This window comes from Streptomyces caniferus (genome assembly GCF_009811555.1).
Lineage (GTDB): Bacteria > Actinomycetota > Actinomycetes > Streptomycetales > Streptomycetaceae > Streptomyces > Streptomyces caniferus.
Genome location: NZ_BLIN01000003.1, coordinates 814,073 through 838,937, shown reverse-complemented (window position 1 = coordinate 838,937; position 24,865 = coordinate 814,073). Strand labels below are relative to the sequence as shown.

Genomic DNA, 24,865 nt, shown 5'->3' with positions numbered 1-24,865 from the left:
GGGCTTCCGCCGCTCGGCGGCCGGGAAAGGTCGAGCGGCGATTCCCTCCCGGGGGAGCACGCCTCGCACACCGGGCTGCGATCATGGCGTCCACGTGATCGCGACGGTCCGTCGAGGACGGAGAAGGAGCACACGATGACCCGCACTCGCACAGTGACGTTTCCTTCCGGTGTGCAGGTGCCCGCTCTCGGGCAGGGCACCTGGCACATGGGGAACGACCCCGCACGGCGCGCCGAGGAGATCGCCGCCCTCCGGCGGGGCCTGGACCTGGGGCTGAGCGTGATCGACACGGCGGAGATGTACGGAAACGGCGCCGCCGAGGAACTGGTCGGCGAGGCGATGCACGGCCGCAGGGACGAAGCGTTCGTCGTGAGCAAGGTGCTGCCCTTCCACGCCGACCGGCGAGGCACCCTCGACGCCTGCCGGGCGAGCCTGCGCCGGCTCAGAACCGACCGGATCGATCTCTACCTGCTGCACTGGCGGGGCAGCGTCCCGCTCGACGAGACCGTCGAGGCCCTGGAATCACTGGTGGCGCAGGGCAGCATCGGCTCCTGGGGAGTGAGCAATTTCGACGTCGACGACCTCGCCGACCTGCCCGAAGGCGCCCTCCCGCAGACCGATCAGGTGCTCTACAACCTCACCCGCCGCGGCCCGGAGCACGACCTCTTTCCCCGCTGCCGGGAACTCGCCGTCCCGGTCATGGCCTACTCACCCGTGGAACAGGGCCGGCTCCTCGGCCACGAGGCGCTGACCTCCCTGGCCTCCGCGCGCGGCTGGACGCCTGCTCAGGTGGCGCTCGCCTGGGTGCTGCGCCGGGACGACGTCATCGCCATCCCCAAGGCGGGCAGTACGGCCCACGTCGAAGAGAACCATGCGGCCCTCGGCCTGCACCTCACGGACGACGACCTCCGCCTCCTCGACGAGGCCTTCCCGCCCCCGTCCCGCAAGCAGCCCCTCGACATCCTGTGACCGGGCCGGTGACGTGGTCTGTGCGGCGGCCCGTGCCTCGGCCCTTCCCGTGGCCCGTGACCCGGCCGGCTACCCGGCTCGCTAGCGGCGACGGTCCTTGTGCGCGCAGTCGATGCAGGTCGTCGCCGTCGGGCGGGCGGTGAGCCGTCCTGCGGAGATCGGCTCCCCGCAGTGCTCGCAGACGCCGTACGTGCCGGCGGCAATCCGCTGGGCGGCTCGATCGAGGTCGTCCAGATCGGCGTGCGCCTGCTTCAGCATGTCGCGCAGGTGGGCCCGCTCGAAGGCGACCGTGGCGCCCTCGGGGTCGTGCTCGTCGTCGTTGGCCGTCAGGGCGGCGGCTTCCACGACGCCGTCCCACAGCCGCGTCAACGACTCGATCAGCCGCTCCGTACTCGCCCGGTCCTCGGCGATCCGCTCCGCCGCGGCCGTCCATGGCCCCGGTGGGCCTCCGGCGCTCCCGGTGTGACCTCCCACATCACCACAGAACGCCCTGCGCAATCGGCCTATTCCGGAGACCCGCCTCATCGGACCGTCCCCACCGCACCCACCGCGGCGCGGCGGCGGGCACGAGGCGGCGGCGCTCTGACGTCGTCGAACTCCGCGCCCTGGCAGCCGTGTTGGCCCTGCCGACGGCCCTGGTGCCACTGAACGCGCCGCTGTCGGCCACCTGAGCGGGTCCGCGTGAAGAGGAGCGGGGAACGGGGAACGCCGGGGCCGTCCATCGGCCCCGGCGAGAGGGTGTCACGCCGCGGTGCGGCGCAGCTTCAGGGTGTTGTCCAGGCGGGTGGCCGGCTGTCCGTCCGGGCCGGTCAGCGTGCGTGGGTGCTCCTCGCTGCGCAGGACCTCCCACTCCCCGTCCGGGAGGCCGAGAGCCGCGAGGACGTCGTCCGGAGTGGGGAAGTGCAGGTCGGGGTGCGGGCCGGGGTCCCAGGAAGGGCCCGCCGCGTGTCCGACGATGAGCAGGACCCCGCCCGGTGCCACTACAGCGGCGGCCTTCCGCAGGATTTCGTCGCGCGGCATATCGCTGGGGGAGTGCAGGAAGTGGGCGGAGACGAGGTCGAACGTGCCCACGGGGAACGAGGAACCGAGGTCGTACCACTCCCAGTTGATGCGGTGGGCCGCGGCTTCGGCCGTCTCCTTCGCATGCCGGGCCGCGCGGTCGAGGGCGACCCGGGAGATGTCGACGGCGGTGACGTGCCAGCCTTGTTCGGCGAGCCAGATGGCGTCGGCGCCCTCGCCGCATCCCAGGTCCAGTGCCCGGCCCGGCGTGAGGTCGCTGGTCTCCCGGATGAGGGGCGCGTTGGGTCGTCCGCTCCACATCCGGTCGCTCTCCGTATAGCGGGCGTCCCAGTATGCGTGGTCGGGGATGGTGCTGTCGTGGGGCATCGGCGGGTCCTCCTGATGCGTGGTGAGAGCGGTCCGGTGCTTCGTCGGTGCACGGGGTCACGGGTGGCAGCACCGCTGCGGCGGCGTGTCCCTGGGGAGGATGGTCCGCCGGGACCGCGCAAAGGGGCAAAGTTCTTTGCCGGGCCGGCAAAGAGGGAAGGTGCGCCGGTTCGGGGCCCGGAGCAGGCCCGCCCCCGTTTCGGGAGGCAGCGTCACCCGTACGGCCATAGCGTGAAGAGAGGGTCCGAAGACTTCCCCTCGATGGAGCAAAGGGGTGAGGCGCGATGACCGAGTTCGCAGAGCGTGGGTCGCGGAACACCGGGAACCTGGGACGGACGACCATCGCCGACGGTGTGGTCGCAAAGATCGCCTTCTTGGCGGCCAGTGAATCGGACGGGGTCCATGCCCTCGGCAGCGGGTTCTCGAGATCGGTGGGGGCGCTGCGCAAACGCGTACCCGGCGGGGGCACGACCGCCACGCACGGCGTCAAGGTCGAAGTGGGTGAGAAGCAGGCCGCGGTCGATCTGGACGTCGTCGTCGAATACGGCGAGGTCATCCCCGACGTGGGCAGGGGCGTGCGCGAGAACGTGATTTCCGCGGTCGAGGGGATGACCGGTCTCCAGGTCGTGGAGGTCAATATCGCGGTGAGCGACGTCTGGCTCCCCGAAGAGGAGGAAGCCGAACCGGAACGCGTGCAGTAGGCGGCGGCACGGCCGGCCCGCCTGCACGCGGAGCCGGGCCGTCCTTCCTGCCGTCGTCCGCCGACTGCCGGTTCGTCACTTTCCGTCGCTCCGGGGCCTGGTCCCGTTGCCCTTCAGCTCGTGCGGGGTGCGCCGATGGTCCGTCGGCGCGAGGTCGTCGGGCTCACGGCTCTCGACGATGTCCCCCACGGGCCCGCCCTCCGGCAGCCGCGGCTGCTCCTCGGGACCGGGCGGGCCCGGCTCACGGGCCTTGACGCGACGTCCCCATACGAAGGCCGCGAGGAGCACGGCGACGATGACCACTCCCACGAGGCTGAAGAGGACGCCGCTGGTCCCCTGGGCAGCGGCGAGCTGCGCGGTCGGGGCTGTTCCGTCCATGTCCGGATTCTCCTTTCGGGCCGGGTGCCCGGCGAGGCGAGAAGGCCGCCGGATCCGCTGTGCGGTCTCCTACGACCTGCCCGGCTTGTCGCCCGGCAGGCGGGGTACTTCGGGTGATGCGGTGTCCAGCGGCACCGACCAGGAACTGACCAGCCCCAGGTGGACACCGCGCCGCGGCTGCAGCGCGTCCAGGATCCAGTCGGCGGCCACCTGCAGACGGTTCCCCGGCATCGCCATGAGGTGATAGCCGCGGGTGAGGGCGCCGGCGAGCGGGCCGGAGAGCGGGATGTGGAAGGGGTTGGCCGCGGCCTGCGCACCGCCCAGGTCGACCATGAAGCCCAGGTCCCGGTGCTGGTACGCGCGCGGTGAGCCCTGGCCGCAGGACGCCGCGACGTTGAGCGCCGCGACCTTGCCCTGCCGCTGGGCGTGCTGGGCGGTCATCGGCGTCACCTCACCGGGGCGGGTCAGGTCCGGCACGGCCGCGGCGTCACCGCAGGCGAACACCTCCGGCCTGCCGGGCACTCCCAGGAACTTGTCGACGCACAACCGCCCCTTGTCGGTGGGCAGCCCCAAGGAGTCGACCAGCGGGTCGGGCCGTACGCCCACACACCAGATCAGCGAGCGGCTGTGGATGAACTCGCCGTCGTCGAGCAGTACCCCGTCCGAGGTCGCTTCCTTGACGGACGTGCGGGGGCGGACATCGACGCCGCGGGAGCGCAGAACCCGGTCGGCGGTGTGCGACAGCCGCTCGTCGAGTCCGGGCAGCAGCCGGTCGGCGACGTCCACCAGCAGCCAGCGGGGGCGCGGACCGTCCTTGAGCCCCACGTTCTGCCGGGCCAGGTCATCGGTGAACAGCACTCCGTGGGCAGCGACTTCGGTGCCGGTGTATCCGGCGCCCACCACCACGAAGGTGGTCCTGGCGGACCGTTCGGCGGGGTCCTCGGTCGCACCCGCCAACTCGATCTGACGGGTGATGTGGTCGCGCAGGTACAGCGCTTCGGGCATACCGCGGAAGCCGTGGGCATGCTCGGCCACGCCGGGCACGGGCAGCAGCTTGTTGACGCTGCCGACCGTCAGGACCAGCCGGTCGTAGGACAGCGCACCGTCCTCGCCCTCGGGGTCGGTGTAGCGCACCTGACGGGCGTCCAGGTCCACGCCGTGGGCCAGCCCGAGGACGAGCCGGGCGTCCGGCAGGCTCCCGGTGAGCGATACCGCGACCCGGCGGGGTTCGAGGATGCCGGCCGCCACTTCCGGCAGGAGCGGCACGTACAGGAAGTAGTCCTGGGGGTTGAGCAGCACGATCTCGGCGGCCCCCTTGGCCATCCGGGAGAGCGTGCGGGCGCATTCGAATCCGGCGAAGCCGGCTCCGACGATCACGATCCGAGGACGACGTCGATTCACGTGAACTCCTGCGGTCGAGGCGGTGTGCTCCGGCGCGGGGCCGAGCGGCGGTCGCGGTCCGGTGCGAGCGGACGGCCGGCGCGGGAACACCATGCGACGGTGTGGTGCCATGTCGGGTTTCCGGTGTGCGGCCGGGTACACATGGCGGTGTCGTTGGGCTGCGTTCTTCTCATGGTGACGGCGGCGGTCCTTGGGCCGCGCGTTGCGGGAGGACGGTGTAGGCAGGGTCCTCGGCGGAGGCGATACCGGCGGCGAAGACGCCGAAGCGGGTGCAGGCCGAGCCGGCGAGCAGCGCCAGGCCGCCCGCGACGGCCGCGCTGCGGTACCGGCCCCCGAGCGCCGCGGTCACCGCGCCGCCGACGACGAGCACCTCCGCGGCACGCAGCAGCCTGCCCGCCCGCCCCTCCCGGTAGGTTTCCGCCACCATGCCCAGGCGCCGTTCGGCCGCCCGGACCGCGGTCGCGTCCGCCACCGCGGCCAGCACGGCGGCGCACCGGGCGGGAGCGCTCTCCCGCGACGGCGCCACCACCAGCGCCATCCCGGCGGCCGCCGCGGTCGCGGAGGCGGCGAAGAGGTACGGCAGTTCCCGGTGCGCGCCGTGCCAGGCCGGTACGGCGGTGTCCGCCGCGAGGACGGCGGTATAGGTGGCCACGGCCGGTCCCAGGGTCGCGGCGGCCGCGGTGGCGACGGCACCGGTCCGGGGCAGCCGTCCGGTGACCGCGCACAGGGCCGCCGCGCCGGCCGCCGGCCCGTAGCCGCCGAGCAGCCAGGAGCCCACGCTCATCGGCGAGGTCGGCTTCAGCACGCGCAGCATATGGGCGAAGCGGTCCGGGCGGCCGAGGTCGTTGATCAGCGCGGCGGCCGAGAGGGAGACCGCCGCCAGGGAGGACACCTTCACCGCGGTCGCCACCGTGGTACGGCCGGTCAGCTGGGCGCCCGCGGCGAGCACCGAACCGGCCCCTGCCAGGCCGCCGAGGAAGAAGTAGCCGGCGATGTCGCGGGCCGCCCAGGAGGGCGCCTTGATGACCGGCCGGCCGTAGTAGGAGCGGAACTCCGCCCGGGGGACCATGAGTTGTTCGCCCTTACGGCGACGGCGCGTGCGGGTGCCCTCGCGCCGGGGGGCCTCGTGCGTCATCGTCGTCCCTTCCTTCGCAGGAGCGCGGGCAGCGCGAAGGAGAGCGCGAAACCGCCCGCCAACGACAGTGCCGCCGCCCCCGCGTGTTTCCACATCGCGGGCAGGTCCCGGGTGGTGACCACCGGGTCGGGGGGCAGCCCGTACACCTCGGGTTCGTCGAGCAGCAGGAAGAAGGCCCCGTCGCCGCCGACCCCGTCCTCGGGATCGTGGCCGTAGAGCCGGGCGTCCGGCACGCCCGCCGCGTGCAGTTGCTCGACCCGCAGCGCCGCGCGGGCGCGCAGTTCGTCCAGCGGGCCGAACTGGATCGACTCGGTCGGGCACGCCTTGGCGCAGGCCGGCTCCAGCCCGGCGCCGAGCCGGTCGTAGCAGAGCGTGCACTTGAAGGCGCGGCCGTCGGACGGGCGTTGGTCGATCACGCCGTAGGGGCAGGCGGGGACGCAGTAGCCGCAGCCGTTGCAGATGTCCTCCTGGACCACGACCGTCCCGAACTCGGTACGGAAGAGCGAGCCGGTCGGGCAGACGTCGAGGCAGGCGGCGTGCGTGCAGTGCTTGCAGACGTCGGAGGACATCAGCCAGCGGAACTCGCCGCCCGCCGCCGGCGGGTCCGCGGCGAGGGGGAGTTCCGTACGGCCCTCGGGGGCGGGCGCCTGGGCCGCGGCCGGGGGCGCCGACTGCTCGATGAAGGCCACATGGCGCCAGGTCGAGGCGCCGAGACTGCCCGTGTTGTCGTACGACATGCCGGTGAGCGACAGTCCGTCCTCCGGGATCGCGTTCCACTCCTTGCACGCCACCTCGCAGGCCTTGCAGCCGATGCAGACGGACGTGTCGGTGAAGAACCCCACCCGGGGCGGGGCGTCGGTATGACCGGCGTCGCCGGCCGGGTCCGGCTCCGGGCCGCTGAGCAGGCTGTCGGTCATGACCGCTGGTCCTCTCCGGTGTGCTCGGTGATGCCCGCCCGCTGCCGGTACTCGGCCACCAGGCGGGGGAGGGCGGGCCCGCGCGGCCGGCGCCCCGGCCGGATGTCGGCGGTGAGCGCCTTGTCCTCCTGGATATGGGCGTTGGGGTCCAGCGCGATGGCGACCAGCTCGTTCGCCGCGTCGCCGGTGACGACCCCATTGGGTCCCCAGTGGAACGGCAGCCCGATCTGATGCACCGTACGGCCGTGCACGGTCAGCGTCCTGATGCGGTCGGTGACCGCGACCCGGGCCTCGATGGCATTGCGGGCCGTGATGATCGTGGCCCAGCCATGGTGCTCCAGACCGCGCTCCGCGGCGAGCTGCGGAGAGATCTCGCAGAACAACTCGGGCTGCAGCTCGGCAAGATGGGGCGACCAGCGGCTCATCCCGCCCGCCGTGAAGTGCTCGGTCAGCCGGTGTGTGGTCAGCACGTACGGATAGACCTCGGCGCCCGGCTCGTCACCGCTGGGGTGGTAGCGGTTGCCCTCGCGCAGGTAGAGCTGCCGGGTGGGGGAGCGCGATTGGCCGGGGCAGAGGGCGTTGGGGAACGGGGAGTCCTGCGGCTCGTAATGGGTGGGCAGCGGTCCGTCGTGCAGCCCGGCCGGTGCGTAGAGCCAGCCCTTGCCGTCAGCCTGCATGATGAAGGGGTCGTCGCCGCGCAGCGCGTCGGGCCCGGTCGCCCCGGCGGGCGGCACATGGTCCGGCGCCCGGTCGGCGATGAAGTCCGGTACGTCGTGGCCGGTCCAGCGTCCGGCGTCGGAGTCCCACCAGACGTACGCCTTGTGCGCGCTCCAGGGAGTCCCGTCGGGAGCGGCCGAGGCCCGGTTGTAGAGGATCCGCCGGTTCGCCGGCCAGGCCCAGGCCCACCGCGCGGCGACCCAGTCCTGCTCGGTGTGCGGGGTGCGCCGGGCGGCGTGGTTGACGCCGTCGGCGAAGACCCCGCAGTAGATCCAGCAGCCGCACCGGGTCGAACCGTCGTCCTTGAGCTCGGTGTACGTGCTCAGCGGCGCCCCGTCGGGGCCGTGCCCGTTGATCTCGGCCAGCACGGCGGCGGCGACCGGCTCCCGCAGCGGCCCCTCCACCGGGTAGTCCCAGGTCAGGTCCTGCACCATCCGGTCCATCGGATCGGTCGACGCCGCCAGCTTCTCCTTGATGCGCCGGCCCAGGTGGTACATGAACCACAGATCGCTGCGCGCATCGCCGCGCGGTTCGACGGCGGCATGGTGCCACTGCAGCCAGCGGTTGGTGTTGGTGAAGGAACCGGACTTCTCGGTGTGGGCCGCCGCCGGGAGGAAGAACACCTCCGTCCCGATGTCCTCGGTGCGCAGTTCGCCCGTCTCGATCTCGGGGCCGTCCTGCCACCAGGTCGCCGACTCGATGAGCGAGAAGTCCCGGACCACCAGCCAGTCGAGCTGCGCCATGCCCAGCCGTTGCAGACGGGTGTTGGCCGAGCCGACCGCGGGGTTCTCGCCCATGAGGAAGTAGCCCTTGCAGACGCCGTCCAGTTGGGCGAGGACCGTGTCGTAGGTGCTGTGCGAACCGGTCAGCCGCGGCAGATGACCGAAGCAGAAGTCGTTGTCCGGCGTGGCCGCGTCGCCGTAGTAGGACTTGAGCAGGCTGACGACGTAGGCCCGCATCTCGCCCCAGAAACCCTTGTCGGTGCGGCTCGCCGCGACGAAGGTGTCGAGGTCCTCGTGGGCGTGCGCATGCGGCATCGGCAGATAGCCGGGCAGCAGGTTGAACAGCGTGGGGATGTCGCTGGAGCCCTGGATGGAGGCATGACCGCGCAGCGCCTGGATACCGCCGCCGGGGCGCCCGATGTTCCCCAGCAGAAGCTGGAGCACACTGGCCGCCCGGATGTACTGCGCCCCGGTCGAATGCTGGGTCCAGCCCACCGCGTAGACGAAGGCGCTGGTGCGCTCGCGCCCGGAATTCTCCGTCAGCGCCTTGCACACCTGCAAGAACGCCTCGCGCGGCACCCCGCAGGTCCGCTCGACCATCTCGGGGGTGTAGCGGGCGTAGTGCCGCTTGAGGATCTGGTAGACGCAGCGGGGGTGCTGCAGCGTCGGGTCCTGCGCGGCGCGGGCGTGGGCCCGCGCCCCGCCCGCGCCGTGCGTCTCGGCGTGCCCCGGGAGGTGCTGGCCCTCGGCGCCCGCGTCCCGCAGGCGCTGGTCGTGCAGCTGTTCGACATCGCCCGCCGGCGCCTGGACGTCGGTCCCCTCGTACTGCCAGCTCTCCGGGTCGTAACGCCGGCCCTCCGCGTCCAGGCCGGAGAAGACGCCGTCGAGATCCTCGGTGTCGCGGAAGTCCTCGCCGACGAGGGTGGCGGCGTTCGTATAGGCGAGGACGTACTCCCGGAAGTCCTTCTCCTCGCTCAGCACATGGTGGATGAGCCCGCCGAGGAAGGCGATATCGGTGCCCGCCCGGATCGGCACATGCTGGTCGCACAGGGCGCTGGTGCGGGTGAAGCGCGGATCGACGTGGATGATCCGGGCGCCCCGCGCCTTGGCTTCCATGACCCACTGGAAGCCGACGGGGTGCGCCTCGGCGAAGTTGGACCCTTCGATGACGATGCAGTCGGCGTGCTGGAGATCCTGCATGAAGGTGGTCGCCCCGCCGCGCCCGAACGAGGTGCCGAGGCCGGCGACCGTGGAGCTGTGGCAGACCCGCGCCTGGTTCTCCACCTGGACCACGCCGAGGCCGGTCAGCAACTTCTTGATCAGGTAGTTCTCCTCGTTGTCGAGGGTGGCGCCGCCCAGGCTGGCGATGCCGAGCGTACGGGCGACCCGCCGCCCGTCCACCTCCCACTGCCAGGTGTCACGGCGCAGCGTGATCACCCGCTCGGCGATCATGTCCATGGCCGTGTCGAGGTCCAGCGGCTCCCATTCGGTCCCGTACGGCCGACGGTGGAGAACCTGGTGGCGCCGGGCGTCCCCCGTCGTCAGCTGGAGCGTCGCCGACCCCTTGGGGCACGGCCGGCCCCTGCTGACCGGCGAGTCGGGGTCCCCCTCGATCTGCACCACCCGTTCGTCCTTGACGTACACCTGCTGCCCGCAGCCGACCGCGCAGTAGGGGCAGATCGAGGCCACCACACGGTCGGCGGTGTCCGTACGGGGCCGCAGCTCCTCGGTGCGCCGGGACATCGCGGCGCGTCCGCGGCCCAGCGGGTCCTTGCCGGTGAGCTGCCGGTACGCGGGCCAGTCGCGGAGCAGCCGGCGTCCGCCCATGGTTCCTCCAGTGCGTCGACTCATGAGGTACCTCCAAGCTCGCTGCCGGGGGCTCCGTGTGCCCCTCGGTGGGCCTGTTACTCACCCAGCCGGGGCAGTCACAAGGGGTGCGCGGGCGTCGGCGCGTGCGCACATGCGGCGCCGGGCGCCGGACGCGACAGTGAGAGATGCGGCCATCGGCATGAAGGGCGGGCAGGTCACGTGGGCGGCAGGGACGGACTGACGGCGTACCGCGGCAAACGGCACTTCGACCGGACGCGCGAGCCCGCGGGCACCGGGCCCGCCGAGGGCGGGGCGTCCCGGTTCGTCGTGCAGATCCATGACGCGAGCACCCTGCACTTCGACTTCCGGCTGGAGGTCGACGGAGTGCTGAAGTCCTGGTCCGTGCCCAAGGGCCCGTCCGGCGACCCGCATGACAAGCGGCTGGCGATGCCCACCGAGGACCATCCGCTGGAGTACCTCACCTTCGAGGGCGGCATCCCGGCGGGGGAGTACGGCGCGGGCGCCGTGATCGTTTGGGACCGGGGCAGCTATCGCCCGCTGCCCCGGAAGAAGAAGGGCCGCGCCCTGTCGTTCGGCCAGGCCCTGGCGGACGGCCATGTGGCCTTCCGGCTCGACGGCAGCAAACTCCGGGGCAGCTACGCCCTCACCCGGTTCCGCGGCGGCCCGGGGGAACGGGAGGCCTGGCTGCTGGTGAAGGAGAAGGACGACCGCGCCGGGCGGCACGGTACCCCCGACCCCCGGCGGGCCCGGTCGGTCCTCAGCGGGCGGACCCTGAAGCAGGTGGCAGCCGACGAGGCGGGGCCGGCGGTGCGGGGGGAGTAGCTGCTGCGCGACGCCGGGTGACCGGACCGTGTGTGTGCCGGTCGGCGATCCGTGCCCGTACCCGTACTCCTACCGGGCATGCTCCGGTCATTCATTGCCGCGAAGGTGCCTGAGCGCAGAATATGGCTGGGCGTATATCCACGGCGTATATCCACGGTCATCTCGCCGGGGCCGGACTGCGCGACGGGGGCCGCACGGGAGAATGGTTACTCCGGGACCGCAATATCGATACGTGGGACCACACGATGGACGCCCGGGGACGCGATACAGCGGCCTCCCGGAATTCCGGGGAATTCCGCACCGGGGCCCGCCCTGAACCTGCTCGCTAAATCTCCCCGTCCCCGTCCCCCGCATTGTCCCGCGCGATATGCACCGCCGCCTCCTCCGCCGACGCGGCGCCGCCGTCGATCCCGACGTCCCGGGCGGCGATGTCGTTGCTGCCGCCGCGCCAGAATCCCTCGTCGGATCCCACGAGCCGGCCGGCCCGCTCCTCGCCGCATTCGAGATCGGTGGGTTCCCCCACCCCGCCCGGCAGGTCGCCGATTCCGTCGCCGTCGGGTTCACAGACGTCCGGTATCTCCACGGCCAGCCGGTGGTCGAGCGTCTCGCGGTCGTGCAGCTCCCGCGCGGTGGTCCCCTCGTGATTGACCACGAAGGGCCGCTCCGGAGGCGAATAGCCCGTGTCCAGCGTCTCGTCGAGATCCGGTTCGTCCAGGGCGTCCTCCATGTCCAGGTCGTTGGGGTTGTCCTGGGGATCGGATCGGGGCGGCTGATAGACCTCGTCGCCCATTGCGTCGTCGGACATAACCGCCTCCCTCTACCCCTTCGTCGGCCCGGCCGCGGGCGCGGCAGGTGCCTCTACGACCAATTGTCCGCCTCCTGACGTCTCGCGGCAGCGCCAGGAGGCGACGGCCCGCCCGGCCTCAGGCGCGTCGGTGTTCCGTCGCGATGCCCACGGCCTCGGCGATGCTCTGCACATTGCCGAACCGCTCATGGGCGGGCAGCCGCTCGGCCATCGCCACCAGCCGGTCCGGTGCGTTGTTCCGCCGGAGGGTCTCGATGACCGTGTTCTTGTCGGCCGGATACAGGCTCCGCCCGAGGTGCTGGGCGAGTTCGGAGCGCAGCCCGACGTCCTGCTCGGACATTCCGCTCGGCGTGCCGCCCCTGAAGTCGCTCTCGGGGGACCACGCCGCCACCGGCTGATCTTCTCCCGCCGGCTGGAGCTCATGCTCCTCATCGGTCCGCAGGGAGCGCTCGGCCGTCATCTGCCCCCGCAGTTGCTTCTTCATCACGTCATCCCGGGCGGGGCCGGTCTTGTCCGTGCCGTGTTCCATGACCATGGGTGCCTCCGGCTCTACGAGTCGTACAGACCCGACGCGTTACTCCCAGTTTCCCTGGTCCCCCAGCCCTAACAACCCGGCAGCGTCGTTTCAACCGTGCACACGGAAATCGTCCGGGCATGCGCGGAACGTGACCGCAGATGCATATGCCCGTCATGCATACGCCTTTCGGGAACGGGAATTCGTAAGTCACCCCACCCCATACCGGCATACCGACAGCACACCACCGCACACCGATGACAGCCCACCGCACCACGGGAGAATCCGCCGAATCCGAGGAGGCAGCGCCATGCGACTCTCGCTCCTGAAACCGGTCATCGATCGGCCGGGCCCCTGGGCATCCGTCTATGCCTCTGTCCCGCACAGCAGCGAGGACGCCGCGAAGCAGCAGGAGTTGACGGCGAGTGCCACCACGGCGCAGTTGTTCGCGCTCGGCGCGGACGAGGCCACCTGCGGTGCGGTGCACGAGGCCCTGCTCACCCGGCGGGAAGGCGATACGGGGGCACATACCGGGCGGGTGCTGTTCGCCGCCCACGGCGCGATCGTGCTCGACACCCCGCTCCCCGGCCCCCCGGCCACGCCCTTCGCGGCCTGGGGCCCGGTGCCCCGGGTCACCCCCTTGCTCGCGGCCATCGGCGACGACCCCGTCTGCCTGGTGGTCCGTCTCGACCGCACCGGAGCGGACTTCGCCCTCCTGGGCGAGCGGGGTACCCAGGAAGCCGGCCAGGTCAAGGGCGCCGAATGGCCCCTCCACCGCACCTCCTCGGGCGATCCCTCCGAACGCCATTTCCAGGCCAAGGTGGAGAACACCTGGGAGCAGAACGCAGGGGAGATCGCCGACGCGGTGCGCGCGGCGTTCGAGAGGAGCGGCGCCGAGGCCGTCGTCCTGATCGGGGAGGCACGCGACCGCCACCTGGTGCACGACAAGCTGCCCGAACCGCTGCGCGCCCTCACCTACGAGAGTACGCACGGCGGTCGTGCGCCGGGTGCCGAGAGCGCACTGGTGGACCGGGACATCGCCCAGGTCAGGGCGGTCCAGGAACGCGAACACGTGGTGCAGGTGACGGACCGCTTCCGCACCGGCGCCGGGCCCGGCAACAAGAGCGCCCCGCACGCCGCGGCCGGCATCCCCGCCCTGGTCGAGGCGGCGCGGGAGCACCGGATCGACACCCTGCTGGTCAGCCCGCACGGCGCGGACATCGCCCGGCAGGTCTGGGTGGGCGCCGATGCCGACCAACTCGCCGTACGCGGAACGGAGTTGGCGTACCTGGGGGAGGAGCATCCGGCCGTCGCGCGGGCGGACGACGCCCTGGTGCGGTCGGCGGCCGCGACCGGCGCCGACATCGTGGTGGTCCGCGATCCCGAGCGCGCGCCGTCCGGCGGTCTCGGCGCCCTCCTGCGCGGGACGGTGGAAACGCAGTCGGAGTGACCCGGTGCCCCGCCCTTCCGGCGGCAAGCACCTACCCGGCCGGGCGAACCGGCCGACGACGGCGCGACCTCAGCGCTGCCGGGCGGTCATGACGGAGGTTCAGTGAGGCACCGCGCTACGGAGTGCCGTACCCGGAGGCCCGCTGCGGACGCCGGCAGCACACCGCCCGCCGACCGGAAATCCGGCCGACGGGCGGTGTGGTGCCGGGGCGTCCCTCAGTCCTGGGCTTCGGCCGTCACCGGCTTCGGGATCAGGAAGGACGTCGCAAAGGCCGCGGCCAGGATGACCACGCCCGCGATCATGCCGGCGGTGTAGCCTCCGGGCGACGACGGGTCCGCCGGCGAGGCGGCGGTCTTGACCGCGTACAGCAGCGCAAAGCTGAGCCCCGCGCCGAGGTTGAACGCGCCCGCGTTGAGGCCGGGCAGGAAGCCCGGGTTCTCGGCGGGGGACAGGACGATGCCCAGCCCGTTGAGGACGATGTTCGCCACGCCCGCGTAGGCGATGCCCACCAGGATGGACGTCACCAGCAGCAGGACCTGCGAATGGCTCTGCATCGTGAGCAGCATCAGCACGACCGTCGCCACCGACCCGACCAGGCCGCACCGCAGGATGCGGCCGTAGCCGAAGGTGGCGGCGAGGCGTCCGGCCAGCGGCCCCATGGCCAGCCCGGCGAGCGCGTACGGGGAGAGCGTCCACCAGGCGGAGGCCTCGGCGCTCATCCCGAGCCCGGCCTGGGCGTCCTGGGCGAACGCCGGGATCAGCCCGTTCATGACGGCGAACACACCGGTCATGGTGAGCACGGTGGTCAGCAGGGTCGCCCAGGTCGCCCGCTGCTTGAGGTGCCGGGTGGCGACCAGCGGGTGCCCACTGCGGTTCTCGGTCCGCCAGAACAGCGCGAAGGCGGCCGCGGACAGGACGAGCAGGACGGCGATCAGCGGCCAGTTGGCGGCGGCCAGCTTGCCCGCCTCGTTGAGCGCGATCAGCAGCGAGCCCACGGAGACGACGAGCAGCGCGACACCGGGCCAGTCCATACGGGTCGCCGCCGGCGCCTTCGACTCGGGGGTCAGGGTGGCGACCAGCACGGCGGCCAGGGCCGCGACGACCGCCATCGCCCAGAAGACCGAACCGAAACCGTGGCGGTCGGCGAGGTAGCCGCCCGCGAGGGAGTCGACACCGGCGATCCCGCCGTTGACGGCGGTGATCACGCCGAGCAGGGTGCCGTACCGCTTCGGCTCCTTGACCTCGACCCGCAGCATGATCAGGCACAGCGGGACGACCGGGCCGCAGACACCCTGGATGATGCGGCCGGCGAACAGCATCGGCACGCTGGTCGCCAGCGCGGCGACCACACATCCGACGACCATCAGGCCGAGCATCCCGGCCAGCACCCGGCGGCGGCCGATGACATCGCCCAGCCGCGGGAGGAACAGGGAGAACAGTGCCGCCGAGGTGAAGAACGCGGTCTGGGTGAGGCCGATCTCGGCGGAACTGGCGCCGAGGGTGTCCTCGATGTTCTTCAGCGCGGGGCTGAGCATGCTCGCATTGAGCTGGAAGGCGAAGCACGCCGCGAGCAGCGCGACGACCAGTACGCCGACCCGGACGCCGGACCCGCCGCCGTCCGTCGCCTCGACGGGGCGCTGCGTGGTGGAAACGTTCATGCCTCGACGTCGCCGATCCGCTCGAGCGCGTCCACGACGAGGTTCCAGAACCGCTCGTGGTCGAGCGTGACCGCGACCTGGCTGGTGCAGTCCTCCGGCGCGGGCGCACGGAAGTCCGTCACGGTCATCCCGACCGTCAGCGCACCGCGCAGCTCGATGTCCACCGGGGCCTTGCGCACGGTCATGACGTCCGGGTCGATCACATACGCGACCGCGCACGGGTCGTGGACCGGCGGGTGGTCGAAGCCCTGGTTCTCGCGGTAGGCCTCGCGGAAGAAGTCCAGCAGCTCACCGACGAACCTGGCCGGGCGGGTGCCGACCGCGGCGATCTTCGCATCGACCTCGGGGGTCGCCAGCGCCTGGTGTGTGAGATCGAGACCGACCATGGTCACCGGCCAGCGCTCGTTGAAGACGATGTGCGCGGCCTCGGGGTCGATGATGATGTTGAACTCGGCGACCGCGCTCCAGTTGCCCTCGTGGTAGCCGCCGCCCATCAGGACGACCTCGCGCACCCGCTCCGCGATCCGCGGCTCCTTGCGCACGGCCAGCGCGATGTTCGTCAGGCCCGCGGTCGGGACGATGGTGATCTCGCCGGGCTCGTGGGACATCACCGTGTCGATGATCAGGTCCACCGCATGCCGGCGGTCCAGCTCGAAGGCCGGCTCGGGCAGGTCGGGGCCGTCGAGTCCGGTCTCGCCGTGGATGTCCGGCGCCGTCTCGATGGCCCGGACCAGCGGACGCGGGCAGCCGGCGGCAAAGGGCACGCCCGTGATCCCGGCGATACGCGCCACGGACAGGGCGTTGCGGGTCACCTTCTCCAGCGTCTGGTTCCCGACCACGGTCGTCACGGCGACCAGCTCGACATCGGGATTGCCATGTGCCAGGAGCATGGCGATCGCATCGTCATGCCCCGGGTCGCAGTCGAGGATGATCTTTCTGGCCAACGGAAGAGCCCCTTTGCTCTGCTGCTCGGAAAAGCGGTGATGAAGGTGGTGTGCGGGCCGGTATGGGCTCCGGCGCACAGCGCGCCCGGCGGTCACCCATGGCGAGCCCGGGCGTGGAGTCAGCCGGCGAGCGAGCAGCATGGAAAACGTTCTCCGGAAACTTGACCCATAGACCTGCTGGTTGTCAATGGTTCAATCTCTGGTCATCCGGACGTTATCGGGACGAAGAGTGAGCGGTGCGGCCCAGGGATCCGGCTCTCATGGGACAACGTTTGCCAGCCGCGCAAGGGGGCGTATGCTCCCTCCGGTTCGGGCGGGCCGAACCGGAGGGAGCCGGGAGACGGTGGCCGAAGTCACGTTGAGGGATGTCGCGCTGGCGTCGGACTGCTCCATTGCCACGGTCTCCCGTGTCCTGGCCGGCACCCGTCCGGTCGGCGCCGAGACCGCACGCACCGTCCGCGCGGCGGCCGAGCGCCTGGGCTACCGGCCCAACCAGGTGGCCCGCGCCCTGCGCAGCCGTTCCACCGGCACCGTCGGACTCGTGCTGCCGCAGATCACCAACCCGTTCTTCCCCTCCCTCGTCCGGGAGCTGGAGCACGCCCTGCATGCCGAGGGGCGGGCCGTGCTCCTCGCCGACTGCGACGACGACCCGGTGACCGAGGCGGCCCGGATCGGCGCGTTCCTGGGACGTCAGGTCGACGCCCTGCTGCTGATACCCGTCGACGAGCGGCGCAGCCGGGAGGCGGTGGCGAGCGCGGCCGCCCGGGTGCCGCTGGTGCTGCTCGACCGCGGATGCGGCCCCGGCGTCGCCGACTCCGTCGCCGTCGACAACGCGGCCGGTATGGCCCTGGTACTCGATCATCTGGCGGCTACCGGCCGCCGTCGCCCCTGCTTCGTCGGAGCGGCCGGGACCGCGTCGGCCGCGGTCGAGCGGCGCGCGGCCTACGAGGCGGGAGCCGCACAGCTGGACCCCACGGCCCCCGGACGCATCGAACTCGGCGACTTCTCGGTGGAGTGGGGGCGGGCCGCCGTCGACCGCGTCTGGCCGTCCCGCCCGGACGCCCTGATCTGCGCCAACGACCTCATCGCCGCCGGTGCACTGCAGCGTCTGCGGCAACTGGGCGCGGACGTGCCGGGCGAGGTCGCCGTCACCGGCTTCGACGACATCCCGCTCGCGGGCCTCGCCGACCCGGCGCTGACCACCGTCCGCCAGCCGGTCGGCGAACTGGCCGCCGAGGCCGCCCGCCTGCTGAGCCGGGGCCCGGCCGGCGGGGAGCCGGGACCACGGCACACGATCCGGCTCGCCCCGCAGCTGGTCGTACGGGCCTCCAGCGCACCCGCCGACGCTCCCGGCGGCCCACGTACTTGACCGAGGGCGTCACCCAGGGGTGGCCCTGTACGGCGATCCCGGTACCGGCCCTGGCCCTGCCCCTGAACCCCGAGCGCGACCCTGTCGTTGATCGGCGGTTCGCGGTTCGCGGGTTTCGCTGACGACACGTCACGTCTGCTGCTCCTGGCGGTACTTCGTGCCCATGGAGAGGAGATGGGCCCATGCTGTCGGCGGCAGTGCGCTGCCTCCGGCGACTGCCTTCACTCCGTCAACTTCGGTTCCCTCAAGGGACAGCAGGCCTTCGTGCCCCGGACACGCTGATACGGCGCATGCCTGCTGTGCCTGCTCTGCCCTGCTAAGGGCTGTCCCGTAATCCCTGGCGGGCGCACGACGACAGCTACGGCACCTCGCCGCGTTGTCGGAACATCCGGATACGCCCAGTATCCGGACGTCCCTCCGCCTTGCGATGCACCGCATCTGACGCCGTGCGCTGATCCACCAGGGATTACGGGACAGCCCTTAGGCCTGTAGCGCCGTCAGCAAAGACGGCCCGGACCGTCCGTCCTCCGTGCCAGGCGCAAGCCCCCCATCTCTCGCCCTCGCCCCTCCGATCCCACCCCTCGTCACCCCGGTTCGGCCACCGCCGTGAACGGCAGGCGTCAGGACGGCGAGGTCGGCGGGGCACCCGTTACGATCGGCCCATTCGAGGCCGTTGTGCGTGGCCGCTGCCGGGAGGAAGAGATGCGCCTGTTCCGCCGAGGACCGAAGCGGGATCCCCGCGACCTGGCACGCGACGGGGAGTTCACCTTCTTCTCCGAGCGCGAGGGTGGCGTCTTCAGATCCCAGGTCCGGCAGGCCTTCGCGGAGCAGGGGCTCGAAGTCACCGCGTATGCGGGCGTGGTCACCGACTCCGCGGGCCGGCAGTTCGGCCTCGGCAACCTCGCCGCGGTGTGCCACCGCGACCGGCGCGGTGAGCGCAGTTGGCCCGCGCTGATCCGGGACCACGTCGGCAAGGTGCTCCGTACGATGGACGGTCCGCAGCCGCTGGACGTCCTCAGCGAGGACGAGATCCGGGCCTGTCTCTTCCCCCGGGTGGTCGCCCAGGAGACGCTGCCCGCCTCGGACTCCTTCCGCTACGGGCGTGCGCCGGCGCCGGGGCTGCGGGAGGTGCTCGCCCTCGATCTGCCCGAGGCGGTGCAGATGCTGAGCGAGGACTCCCTGGCGGAGCTGGGGGACGTGGCGGAGCTGCGGATCCGGGCGATGAACAATCTGCGCGCGCTGCCGGTCGAAGGGCACGAGACGGTGCGGCGCGGCGACGGCTCGGCGTTCGAGGTGCTGCTCGGCGACTCCTTCTTCACCGCGAGCCGGGTGCTGGTGCTGGACGAACTCGTGCAGCGGCTCATGGGCACCGAGCTCACCCCGGACGGTGCGCTGGTCGCGCTGCCTTTCCGCCACCAGCTGGCGTTCCACCGGATTCACGATGCCCAGGTGATCCCGGCGTTGCAGGCCATGGCGCAGTTCGCGGCGGCCGGGCACGAGGACGCGGCGGGGGCCATCAGCCCCAGGGTGTTCTGGTGGCGCCGGGGTGTGATGACCCCGCTGAGCCGGCTGGACGGCGAGGGGCTGCGGGTGGTGGCGGACGCGGACTTCCAGGCGGTGCTGGAGCGGTTGGTGCAGGACGACGCCTGAGCTGCGCCCTGGTCCGTACGGGCGAGGGCTGGCCCGCCACGAAGGTGCCCGCCGGGCACGTGCACGCCCCTCACGCGCACATCAAGCACTTCCACACCACGCTCAAGATTTTCCTGCGAAATTTTCACTCCGAGGGAACCTACGGCGCCGTTCATCCGTTTTCCAGGGTGAGGCCCCACGCTCTCCCCCGTGTGTGGGGCCTCACTATGTCTCCGGTTCCGGTTCCCCTGACGGTCCGGCCCGCCCGGCCTCAGTCGCCGAGACCTGCGCGTTCCTCGTCGGTGAACAGCCGCGAGCGGATCAGGAAGCGGACGCCCTCCGGCGCCTCCAGGGAGAAGCCGCTGCCGCGCCCCGGTACGACGTCCACCGTCAGATGCGTGTGCCGCCAGCGCTCGAACTGGTCCGCCGACATCCAGAACCCCACCGGCTCGGGCACGCCCTCCACGGTCAGCCGGGCCAGCAGCACATCCGACGACCCCGTACGGAACTCCCCGGCCGGGTAGCACATGGGGGCGCTGCCGTCACAGCAGCCGCCGGACTGGTGGAACATCAGCGGGCCGTGCTGTTCGTGCAACAGGCGCAGCAGCTCGGTCGCCGCCGCGCTCAGCGCGATACGCGACGCGCCCTCCGGGACGGCGTCCCCGGTGACCGCCGCCTGCTCCTCGCCGCCGCTCATCAAAACCGCCCCGGCTTCCGCGCGGAGCGTTCCTTCACGGAGCCGCTGACCTGCGGATTGTCGGTCTCTTGTCGGTACACGTCCCGTTCCTCTCCTGACCGGCCACAACAAAAGCCGCTCCCGGGACGGCGGCGGGCCGGCCCGGGATTGGCCGGATCATGGTCACCGAGCCGCCACAGAGGCAGTACCTCAGTTAACTCCCTGCAACGTTGCGAGGTGGTTGCACACGAGAGCGGACCACCGGATCCGGTGGTGACCCGCCGGCGTCCGGCCGTTCTCCACGGGGCGCGGGGCGGCCGGCCGGCGTATCCGCATGCCCGGATGCCCAGCTCGAGCAACCGACGACCACCCCCGGACGTCTCGAAAGCCAGATGCACAAGAGAGAGTTGAGCAACTGGTGACGTTCGGACATTCCCGCGATGCATGCGGTGACGACTGGCCGTTGGTGGGGCGCGAACGCGAGCTCGCCGCCCTCGACGCCGTGGCCGCCGACGTCCTGTCCGGCCGGTCCCGCGTCGTACAGCTCGAAGGGCCGGCCGGGGTCGGCAAGTCCGTCCTGCTGAGCACCTGGTGGGAACGGAACGAGCAGTTCCGAGTGCTGCGGGCCCGTTGCCATCCTCTGGAGCGCGAATTCGCCTTCGGCGCCGTGCGACAGCTGTTCAAGCCCCTGCTGGCGGCAGCCTCCGAGGCCGACCGCGCCCGTCTCCTGGACGGGACCGCGGCGGAAACACTACGGGCGCTGGACGACGACGCCGCCACCGAGCCGCTGCCCGAGGCGGCCAATGTGACGGCATCGACGCTGCGGGAGCTCGACGCTCTCGTCTCCCGGCTCTCCCGCCGGCAACCCCTGCTCCTGGCGGTCGACGCCCTGCAGTGGATCGACCAGCCGTCCCTGCGGTGGCTCGTGCACTTCGTCGGGCGGTCGGACAGCCATCCCGTGCTGATCGCGGTGACCACGCGGAGTGCCGAGGTCAAACGCCTCGATCCGCTGTTCGCCGAGCTCGTCCGCCCCGCGAACTGCCACACCATCGTCGTCGAACCGCTCGACGTGGCCGGCGTGGCGCAGCTGGTGCGGACGCTCTGGGAGGTGGCGGAGCCCGATGAGGCCTTCTGCGCCGCCTGTCACGCCGCCACGGGCGGGCACCCGCTGTTCGTCCGGGCCCTGCTCCACCAGGCGCAGCGCAGTGGGGTGCAGCCCACCACGCAGTTCCGGGACCGGATCCCCACGGTCCTGCTGTCGACGCTCGCCGGGGAGATCGCGCACCGGCTCTGCCAGGCGTCCGGCGAGGTCGTGCGGCTGGCGCGGGCGCTGGCCTTCCTGGGCGACCGCAAACCGCCCGAACTGCTCGCCGCGTACTGCGGGACGGGGCGGGCGGTGGTGCTCTCCGCGGCCGAGGATCTGCGGTCGCTGGGCCTGCTGCGGGCGGGCGGCGACCTCCGCTTCACCCACCCGGTCGTCCGCGACACGGTGCTCGGCATGCTGCCGCCCGAGGAACTCGGGGCCGGCCATGCGCGGGCGGCCCAGGTGTCCTGCCTCAGCGGACGCCCGGACGAGGAGGTCGCGGCCCATCTGCTGGCGGCCGGTCCCGTGCACGGCTCCTGGGTCCTGCCGGTGCTGCGCAGAGCGGCCACGCAGGCCTTACGGCGTGGCGCACCGGAAACGGCCGTGACCTGTCTGCGTGCCGCGCTGAACCAGCCGCTGGACGGTGCCGAGCGCGCCCGCGTGCTCCTGGAACTGGGCACCGCGGCCAGCCATTACGATGCCGCGCTGGCCATCTCCTGCGTCACCGGCGCGCTCGAGGAGCTGACCGACGAGACGGCCCGCAGCGACGCCCTGGGCGTGCTGGCCTACTCACTGCTCATGTCCCGCGGCTCCCGGACGGACCTGTCGAGCGTGGACCGGAAGATCGCGGCGCTGTGCGACCGGCGCGCGGCGGACTCCGGGGCGGCCGACCGTGAACTGGCGCTGCGGATGGGGGCGCTGCGCTCGTGGATGGAGTTCGAGCGGCCGTCCGTCGGCCGTCCGGCCCCGGCGCCGGTCCCCGACCCGGACGACGACCTCGCCGACCGCACCGCGGGGGAACGCCAACTGCTCGCGATCCGTGCCTTCCGCGCGCTGCGGGCGGCCCTGCCCGCCCCGTACATCGCCGGTCTCATCGAGCGCGCGTCCGTGAATCTGCCGGCGTTCTCCCACGACCTGTTCCCCCTGCACTACTTCGTCGCCCAGACCCTGCTGTACCTCGACGAGCTCGATACGGCCGACCGGCTCAACCGCCATCTGACACGGGAGATCTCGGGCAAGGGCATGGAACTGCTCGTCTCCTCGCTGATGCTCTACCAGGCGGGGCTGGCGCTGCGCCGGGGGAACGTCACCGAAGCTCTCGCCACGGCGCAGACCGCCGCCGACCAGGCGTCCTCCACCGGGCGGCTCCCGTATGCACTGACCTTGGACACCATCAGGATCGACGCCCTCCTCGCCCAGGGCAGGATCGAGGACGCGGAGCGGATCGCGGCCGTGCACTCCGTGGCGGGACAGGCCGAAGTGGCCTGGGAGAGACCGCGGTTCCTGATGAGCCTGGCGGCGTTGCGGATCGCCCAGGGCGAGCTGCGGGCGGGGCTCTCGCTGCTCCGCGAGTGCGGTCACCACTGCGAGGCCGCGGGGACGGTCAGCCCCGCGATGGCCCCCTGGCGCTCCCGTTCCGTGGGCGCCCATCTCGCCCTGGGGGAGACCGCGTCGGCCCGTGCGCTGGCCGAGCAGGAGCTGGACCTCGCCCGGCGCTGCCGGATCCCACGAGCCCTCGGGGTGGCGCTGCGGGTGTCGGGGGTGGCCACGAGCGGTGCCCGCGGGCTGGACCTGCTGGCCGAGGCCGTCCAGGTACTCGGCCCCACCCCGGCCCGCCTCGAACTCGCCCGTGCCCTGGGCGACTTCGGGGCCGCCCTGATGCACCGGGACGACAAGCGGGGCGCCCGCAGAGCCTTGCGCCGCGGCCTGGACGTGGCCGTGGCATGCGGTGCCACGGTGCTCGCCGCACGTCTGGAGGAGCGGCTGCACCTCGCCGGCGGGCGGGTCGGCAGAGCCGGGGCGGCGGGCACCGGGGTGCTGACCGCGGGGGAGGAACGTGTCTGCACACTGGCGGCACAGGGGTACAGCAACAAGCAGATCGCCGAGCTGCTCGTCGTCACGCTGCGGACCGTGGAGACCCATCTGACCGGCGCCTACCGCAAGCTCCGGATCGCGGGACGCCCGTACCTGGCGGCGGCCATGGCCGCCGCGGACACGTCCCGCGGGGGGAGCGGCGCGACAGAGTCCTGAGCTGCGGTCCGGGGCTTGTTGCGCCCGGCCGGACCTCGGGAAGGCCCCTCGTCTTCTGGCGGGGGGCCTTCCGGTATTTCTGTGGGCGGCCGCCGGTCCTGTGGTCGGCAGCGGCAAAGGGCTGTGGTCCTCGTGGTACGGCGCCGTGGTGACCCGTTATTTCCTGTGGTCCTCGTGGTCGCCCCGCAGGAATTCTCCGGGGTACCGAAGTCTTGGCCGGAATCAATTGATTCGGCCGTGCTGCCATGACTTACTCGGATCTCACGACGTCGAATTCTCCGATGTCACAGGAGACTTCCAGAGGGAGTGGCAACTGTGAGGTTCAACCACCGAGCCGTATTCGGTCTTCTCGCGGCGGGCGCCGCGAGCCTGTCGGCGGTACTCACCGCCCCCGCCGCCCAGGCGGATTCCGGTCACTACATTCAGATCACCAATCACGCCGGCATTCTCGCCAACACCTGCTACAAGTGGCGCGATGTCGAGGGCAAGGACTACTGCCACAACGTCCGGCCGGTGAACACCACCTGGCAGGCGTATTTCCCCGACGGGGCGACCGGCGCGAAGATCGACCTCAGCACCAGCATCGTGGACTACGCCACGAGGGACAGCGCCGCGGTGTTCGACACCAGCAAGAACCACTGCTTCGAGATCACGGGTCTCGTCGACCGGCCGAAGCTCACGGAAACGGGCTGCTGAACGCGGCGACCGGGGGAGCGCCGCCATCGCGCTCTCCTGTGCACCAGATTTCCCCTGTATCGGGTTCCCCCACCAACGGAGCGAGGAAAACGTTGATCCCCACATCCGCATCCCGTATCGGTCTCGCGCTCGGTGCCGTCACTGTCGCACTCGCCCTGACGACACCCACCGCATCGGCCGCCGAATCCACCGACATCAACGGCCACACGGACACCTGGCTGCAGGAGGGAAGTCCCTCCGTGACCTACGACAACGGATATCAGGTGAATTCCGCGGACGAGGTCAAGCGGGCGATGGAGCAGTGCAACGACAGCAATGTGTCCTGCACCGCGACGTCCGTGGAGTCCAAGAACGTGACCAAGTGGTTCGACGTGGAGAACACCGCCATGGGCATCGGCCCCATTCAGAACTGCAGTGGAGGGCAAGGGGAAATAAACCAGACACTCAGCGGGAGCAAGACCTTCACCTGGGGATGGAACGTCGGCGCCAGCGTCGATATCACCCTGGTCAAGGACAAGCTGGGAGTGGGGGCCTCCGCGCAGTACAGCCAGACCAATGCCGAGTCGAAGAGCGGCGACGTCCGGATCACCATCAAGCCGGGGCGGAAGGGGATGCTGATGCTGGGCCATGACATGGAACAGCGCGTCTCCGATGTGCGGATCCAGGGCGGCGAGTTCGGCGGCGCGAAGATCACGGGCCTGCGCACCGAAGTCCCCCTCAGCGCGGCTGCGCGGGCGGACACCGACGAGGTCTCGTGCGATGGCGGAAAGCTGAAGAACGGTAGCTGAGCCGTCGTTCCCCCCTCGCGAACC

21 protein-coding genes are annotated in these 24,865 nt (G+C 71.6%); 9 read left to right on the top strand and 12 right to left on the bottom strand.

The features are described from left to right. The first annotated feature begins 135 nt into the window (after window positions 1-135). A complete protein-coding gene (locus tag Scani_RS12365) occupies window positions 136-969 on the top strand; it encodes an aldo/keto reductase (RefSeq protein ID WP_159473764.1) in 834 nt (277 codons plus the stop codon). 81 nt (window positions 970-1,050) lie between these two features. Here Scani_RS12365 and Scani_RS12360 read toward each other — a convergent pair whose 3' ends face one another. Together Scani_RS12360 and Scani_RS12355 are read right to left on the bottom strand one after the other, a co-directional pair. After that, window positions 1,051-1,443 carry a TraR/DksA family transcriptional regulator gene (locus Scani_RS12360; protein ID WP_246295723.1) on the bottom strand — a complete coding sequence of 131 codons (393 nt, stop codon included), beginning with the start codon at window positions 1,441-1,443 and terminating at the stop codon, window positions 1,051-1,053. 267 nt (window positions 1,444-1,710) lie between these two features. Next, window positions 1,711-2,355: a class I SAM-dependent methyltransferase gene (locus Scani_RS12355; protein ID WP_159473758.1), complete on the bottom strand. Its 645-nt coding sequence runs from the start codon at window positions 2,353-2,355 to the stop codon at window positions 1,711-1,713. Window positions 2,356-2,639: 284 nt separating this feature from the next. Here Scani_RS12355 and Scani_RS12350 point away from each other — a divergent pair, with 284 nt between their 5' ends. After that, window positions 2,640-3,056 (top strand): Asp23/Gls24 family envelope stress response protein, encoded by a 417-nt coding sequence (locus tag Scani_RS12350; protein WP_159473755.1) that lies wholly within the window; start codon window positions 2,640-2,642, stop codon window positions 3,054-3,056. Between the two features lie 75 nt (window positions 3,057-3,131). Here Scani_RS12350 and Scani_RS12345 read toward each other — a convergent pair whose 3' ends face one another. The 5 genes from Scani_RS12345 to fdh form a co-directional block, all read right to left on the bottom strand. Beyond that, a complete protein-coding gene (locus tag Scani_RS12345) occupies window positions 3,132-3,434 on the bottom strand; it encodes a DUF6479 family protein (protein WP_159473752.1) in 303 nt (100 codons plus the stop codon). A gap of 69 nt (window positions 3,435-3,503) precedes the next feature. Beyond that, window positions 3,504-4,811 (bottom strand): NAD(P)/FAD-dependent oxidoreductase, encoded by a 1,308-nt coding sequence (locus Scani_RS12340; protein WP_246295876.1) that lies wholly within the window; start codon window positions 4,809-4,811, stop codon window positions 3,504-3,506. A gap of 193 nt (window positions 4,812-5,004) precedes the next feature. Next, complete coding sequence (gene nrfD / locus Scani_RS12335; RefSeq protein ID WP_246295722.1) at window positions 5,005-5,970, bottom strand: NrfD/PsrC family molybdoenzyme membrane anchor subunit; 966 nt, start codon at window positions 5,968-5,970, stop codon at window positions 5,005-5,007. Then, window positions 5,967-6,887, bottom strand: a complete 921-nt coding sequence (locus tag Scani_RS12330) for a 4Fe-4S dicluster domain-containing protein (RefSeq protein ID WP_159473749.1) — start codon at window positions 6,885-6,887, stop codon at window positions 5,967-5,969. The genes nrfD and Scani_RS12330 overlap by 4 nt, the downstream gene beginning before the upstream one ends. Continuing rightward, complete coding sequence (gene fdh / locus Scani_RS12325; protein WP_159475825.1) at window positions 6,884-10,153, bottom strand: formate dehydrogenase; 3,270 nt, start codon at window positions 10,151-10,153, stop codon at window positions 6,884-6,886. The genes Scani_RS12330 and fdh overlap by 4 nt, the downstream gene beginning before the upstream one ends. Window positions 10,154-10,354: 201 nt before the next feature. On the opposite strand from fdh, the gene Scani_RS12320 reads away from it, so the two are divergent. After that, the gene (locus tag Scani_RS12320; RefSeq protein WP_159473746.1) at window positions 10,355-10,978 is read left to right on the top strand and encodes a DNA polymerase ligase N-terminal domain-containing protein; all 624 of its coding nucleotides are present in this window, start codon (window positions 10,355-10,357) and stop codon (window positions 10,976-10,978) included. 325 nt (window positions 10,979-11,303) lie between these two features. Here Scani_RS12320 and Scani_RS12315 read toward each other — a convergent pair whose 3' ends face one another. Further along, a complete protein-coding gene (locus Scani_RS12315; RefSeq protein ID WP_159473743.1) occupies window positions 11,304-11,783 on the bottom strand; it encodes a DUF5709 domain-containing protein in 480 nt (159 codons plus the stop codon). 118 nt (window positions 11,784-11,901) lie between these two features. Continuing rightward, window positions 11,902-12,318 (bottom strand): DUF2795 domain-containing protein, encoded by a 417-nt coding sequence (locus Scani_RS12310; RefSeq protein WP_159473740.1) that lies wholly within the window; start codon window positions 12,316-12,318, stop codon window positions 11,902-11,904. Window positions 12,319-12,607: 289 nt separating this feature from the next. Between Scani_RS12310 and Scani_RS12305 the strand changes: the two genes are divergently transcribed. Continuing rightward, window positions 12,608-13,747: a baeRF2 domain-containing protein gene (locus tag Scani_RS12305; RefSeq protein ID WP_159473737.1), complete on the top strand. Its 1,140-nt coding sequence runs from the start codon at window positions 12,608-12,610 to the stop codon at window positions 13,745-13,747. A gap of 215 nt (window positions 13,748-13,962) precedes the next feature. On the opposite strand, the gene uriT is transcribed toward Scani_RS12305, so the two are convergent. Together uriT and uriH are read right to left on the bottom strand one after the other, a co-directional pair. After that, complete coding sequence (uriT, locus tag Scani_RS12300) at window positions 13,963-15,405, bottom strand: uridine transporter UriT (protein ID WP_159473734.1); 1,443 nt, start codon at window positions 15,403-15,405, stop codon at window positions 13,963-13,965. Next, window positions 15,402-16,349 carry a uridine-preferring nucleoside hydrolase UriH gene (gene uriH / locus Scani_RS12295; protein ID WP_159473731.1) on the bottom strand — a complete coding sequence of 316 codons (948 nt, stop codon included), beginning with the start codon at window positions 16,347-16,349 and terminating at the stop codon, window positions 15,402-15,404. Before uriH ends, uriT begins: the two co-directional genes overlap by 4 nt. Before the next feature lie 343 nt (window positions 16,350-16,692). On the opposite strand from uriH, the gene Scani_RS12290 reads away from it, so the two are divergent. Both Scani_RS12290 and Scani_RS12285 read left to right on the top strand, forming a co-directional pair. Beyond that, entirely contained in the window at window positions 16,693-17,718 is a 1,026-nt protein-coding gene (locus Scani_RS12290) for a LacI family DNA-binding transcriptional regulator (RefSeq protein ID WP_159473728.1), read from the top strand. Between the two features lie 702 nt (window positions 17,719-18,420). Next, window positions 18,421-19,368: a hypothetical protein gene (locus tag Scani_RS12285; RefSeq protein WP_159473725.1), complete on the top strand. Its 948-nt coding sequence runs from the start codon at window positions 18,421-18,423 to the stop codon at window positions 19,366-19,368. A gap of 250 nt (window positions 19,369-19,618) precedes the next feature. On the opposite strand, the gene Scani_RS12280 is transcribed toward Scani_RS12285, so the two are convergent. Continuing rightward, window positions 19,619-20,044, bottom strand: a complete 426-nt coding sequence (locus Scani_RS12280) for a DUF779 domain-containing protein (RefSeq protein ID WP_159473722.1) — start codon at window positions 20,042-20,044, stop codon at window positions 19,619-19,621. Between the two features lie 397 nt (window positions 20,045-20,441). Between Scani_RS12280 and Scani_RS12275 the strand changes: the two genes are divergently transcribed. The 3 genes from Scani_RS12275 (at window position 20,442) to Scani_RS12265 (ending at window position 24,841) form a co-directional block, all read left to right on the top strand. Beyond that, window positions 20,442-23,357, top strand: coding sequence for an ATP-binding protein (locus tag Scani_RS12275; protein ID WP_159473719.1), 2,916 nt, complete (start codon window positions 20,442-20,444; stop codon window positions 23,355-23,357). Between the two features lie 315 nt (window positions 23,358-23,672). Next, window positions 23,673-24,053, top strand: coding sequence for a hypothetical protein (locus Scani_RS12270; protein ID WP_159473716.1), 381 nt, complete (start codon window positions 23,673-23,675; stop codon window positions 24,051-24,053). Window positions 24,054-24,145: 92 nt separating this feature from the next. Next, window positions 24,146-24,841 carry a hypothetical protein gene (locus Scani_RS12265; RefSeq protein ID WP_159473713.1) on the top strand — a complete coding sequence of 232 codons (696 nt, stop codon included), beginning with the start codon at window positions 24,146-24,148 and terminating at the stop codon, window positions 24,839-24,841. Window positions 24,842-24,865: the final 24 nt, after the last annotated feature.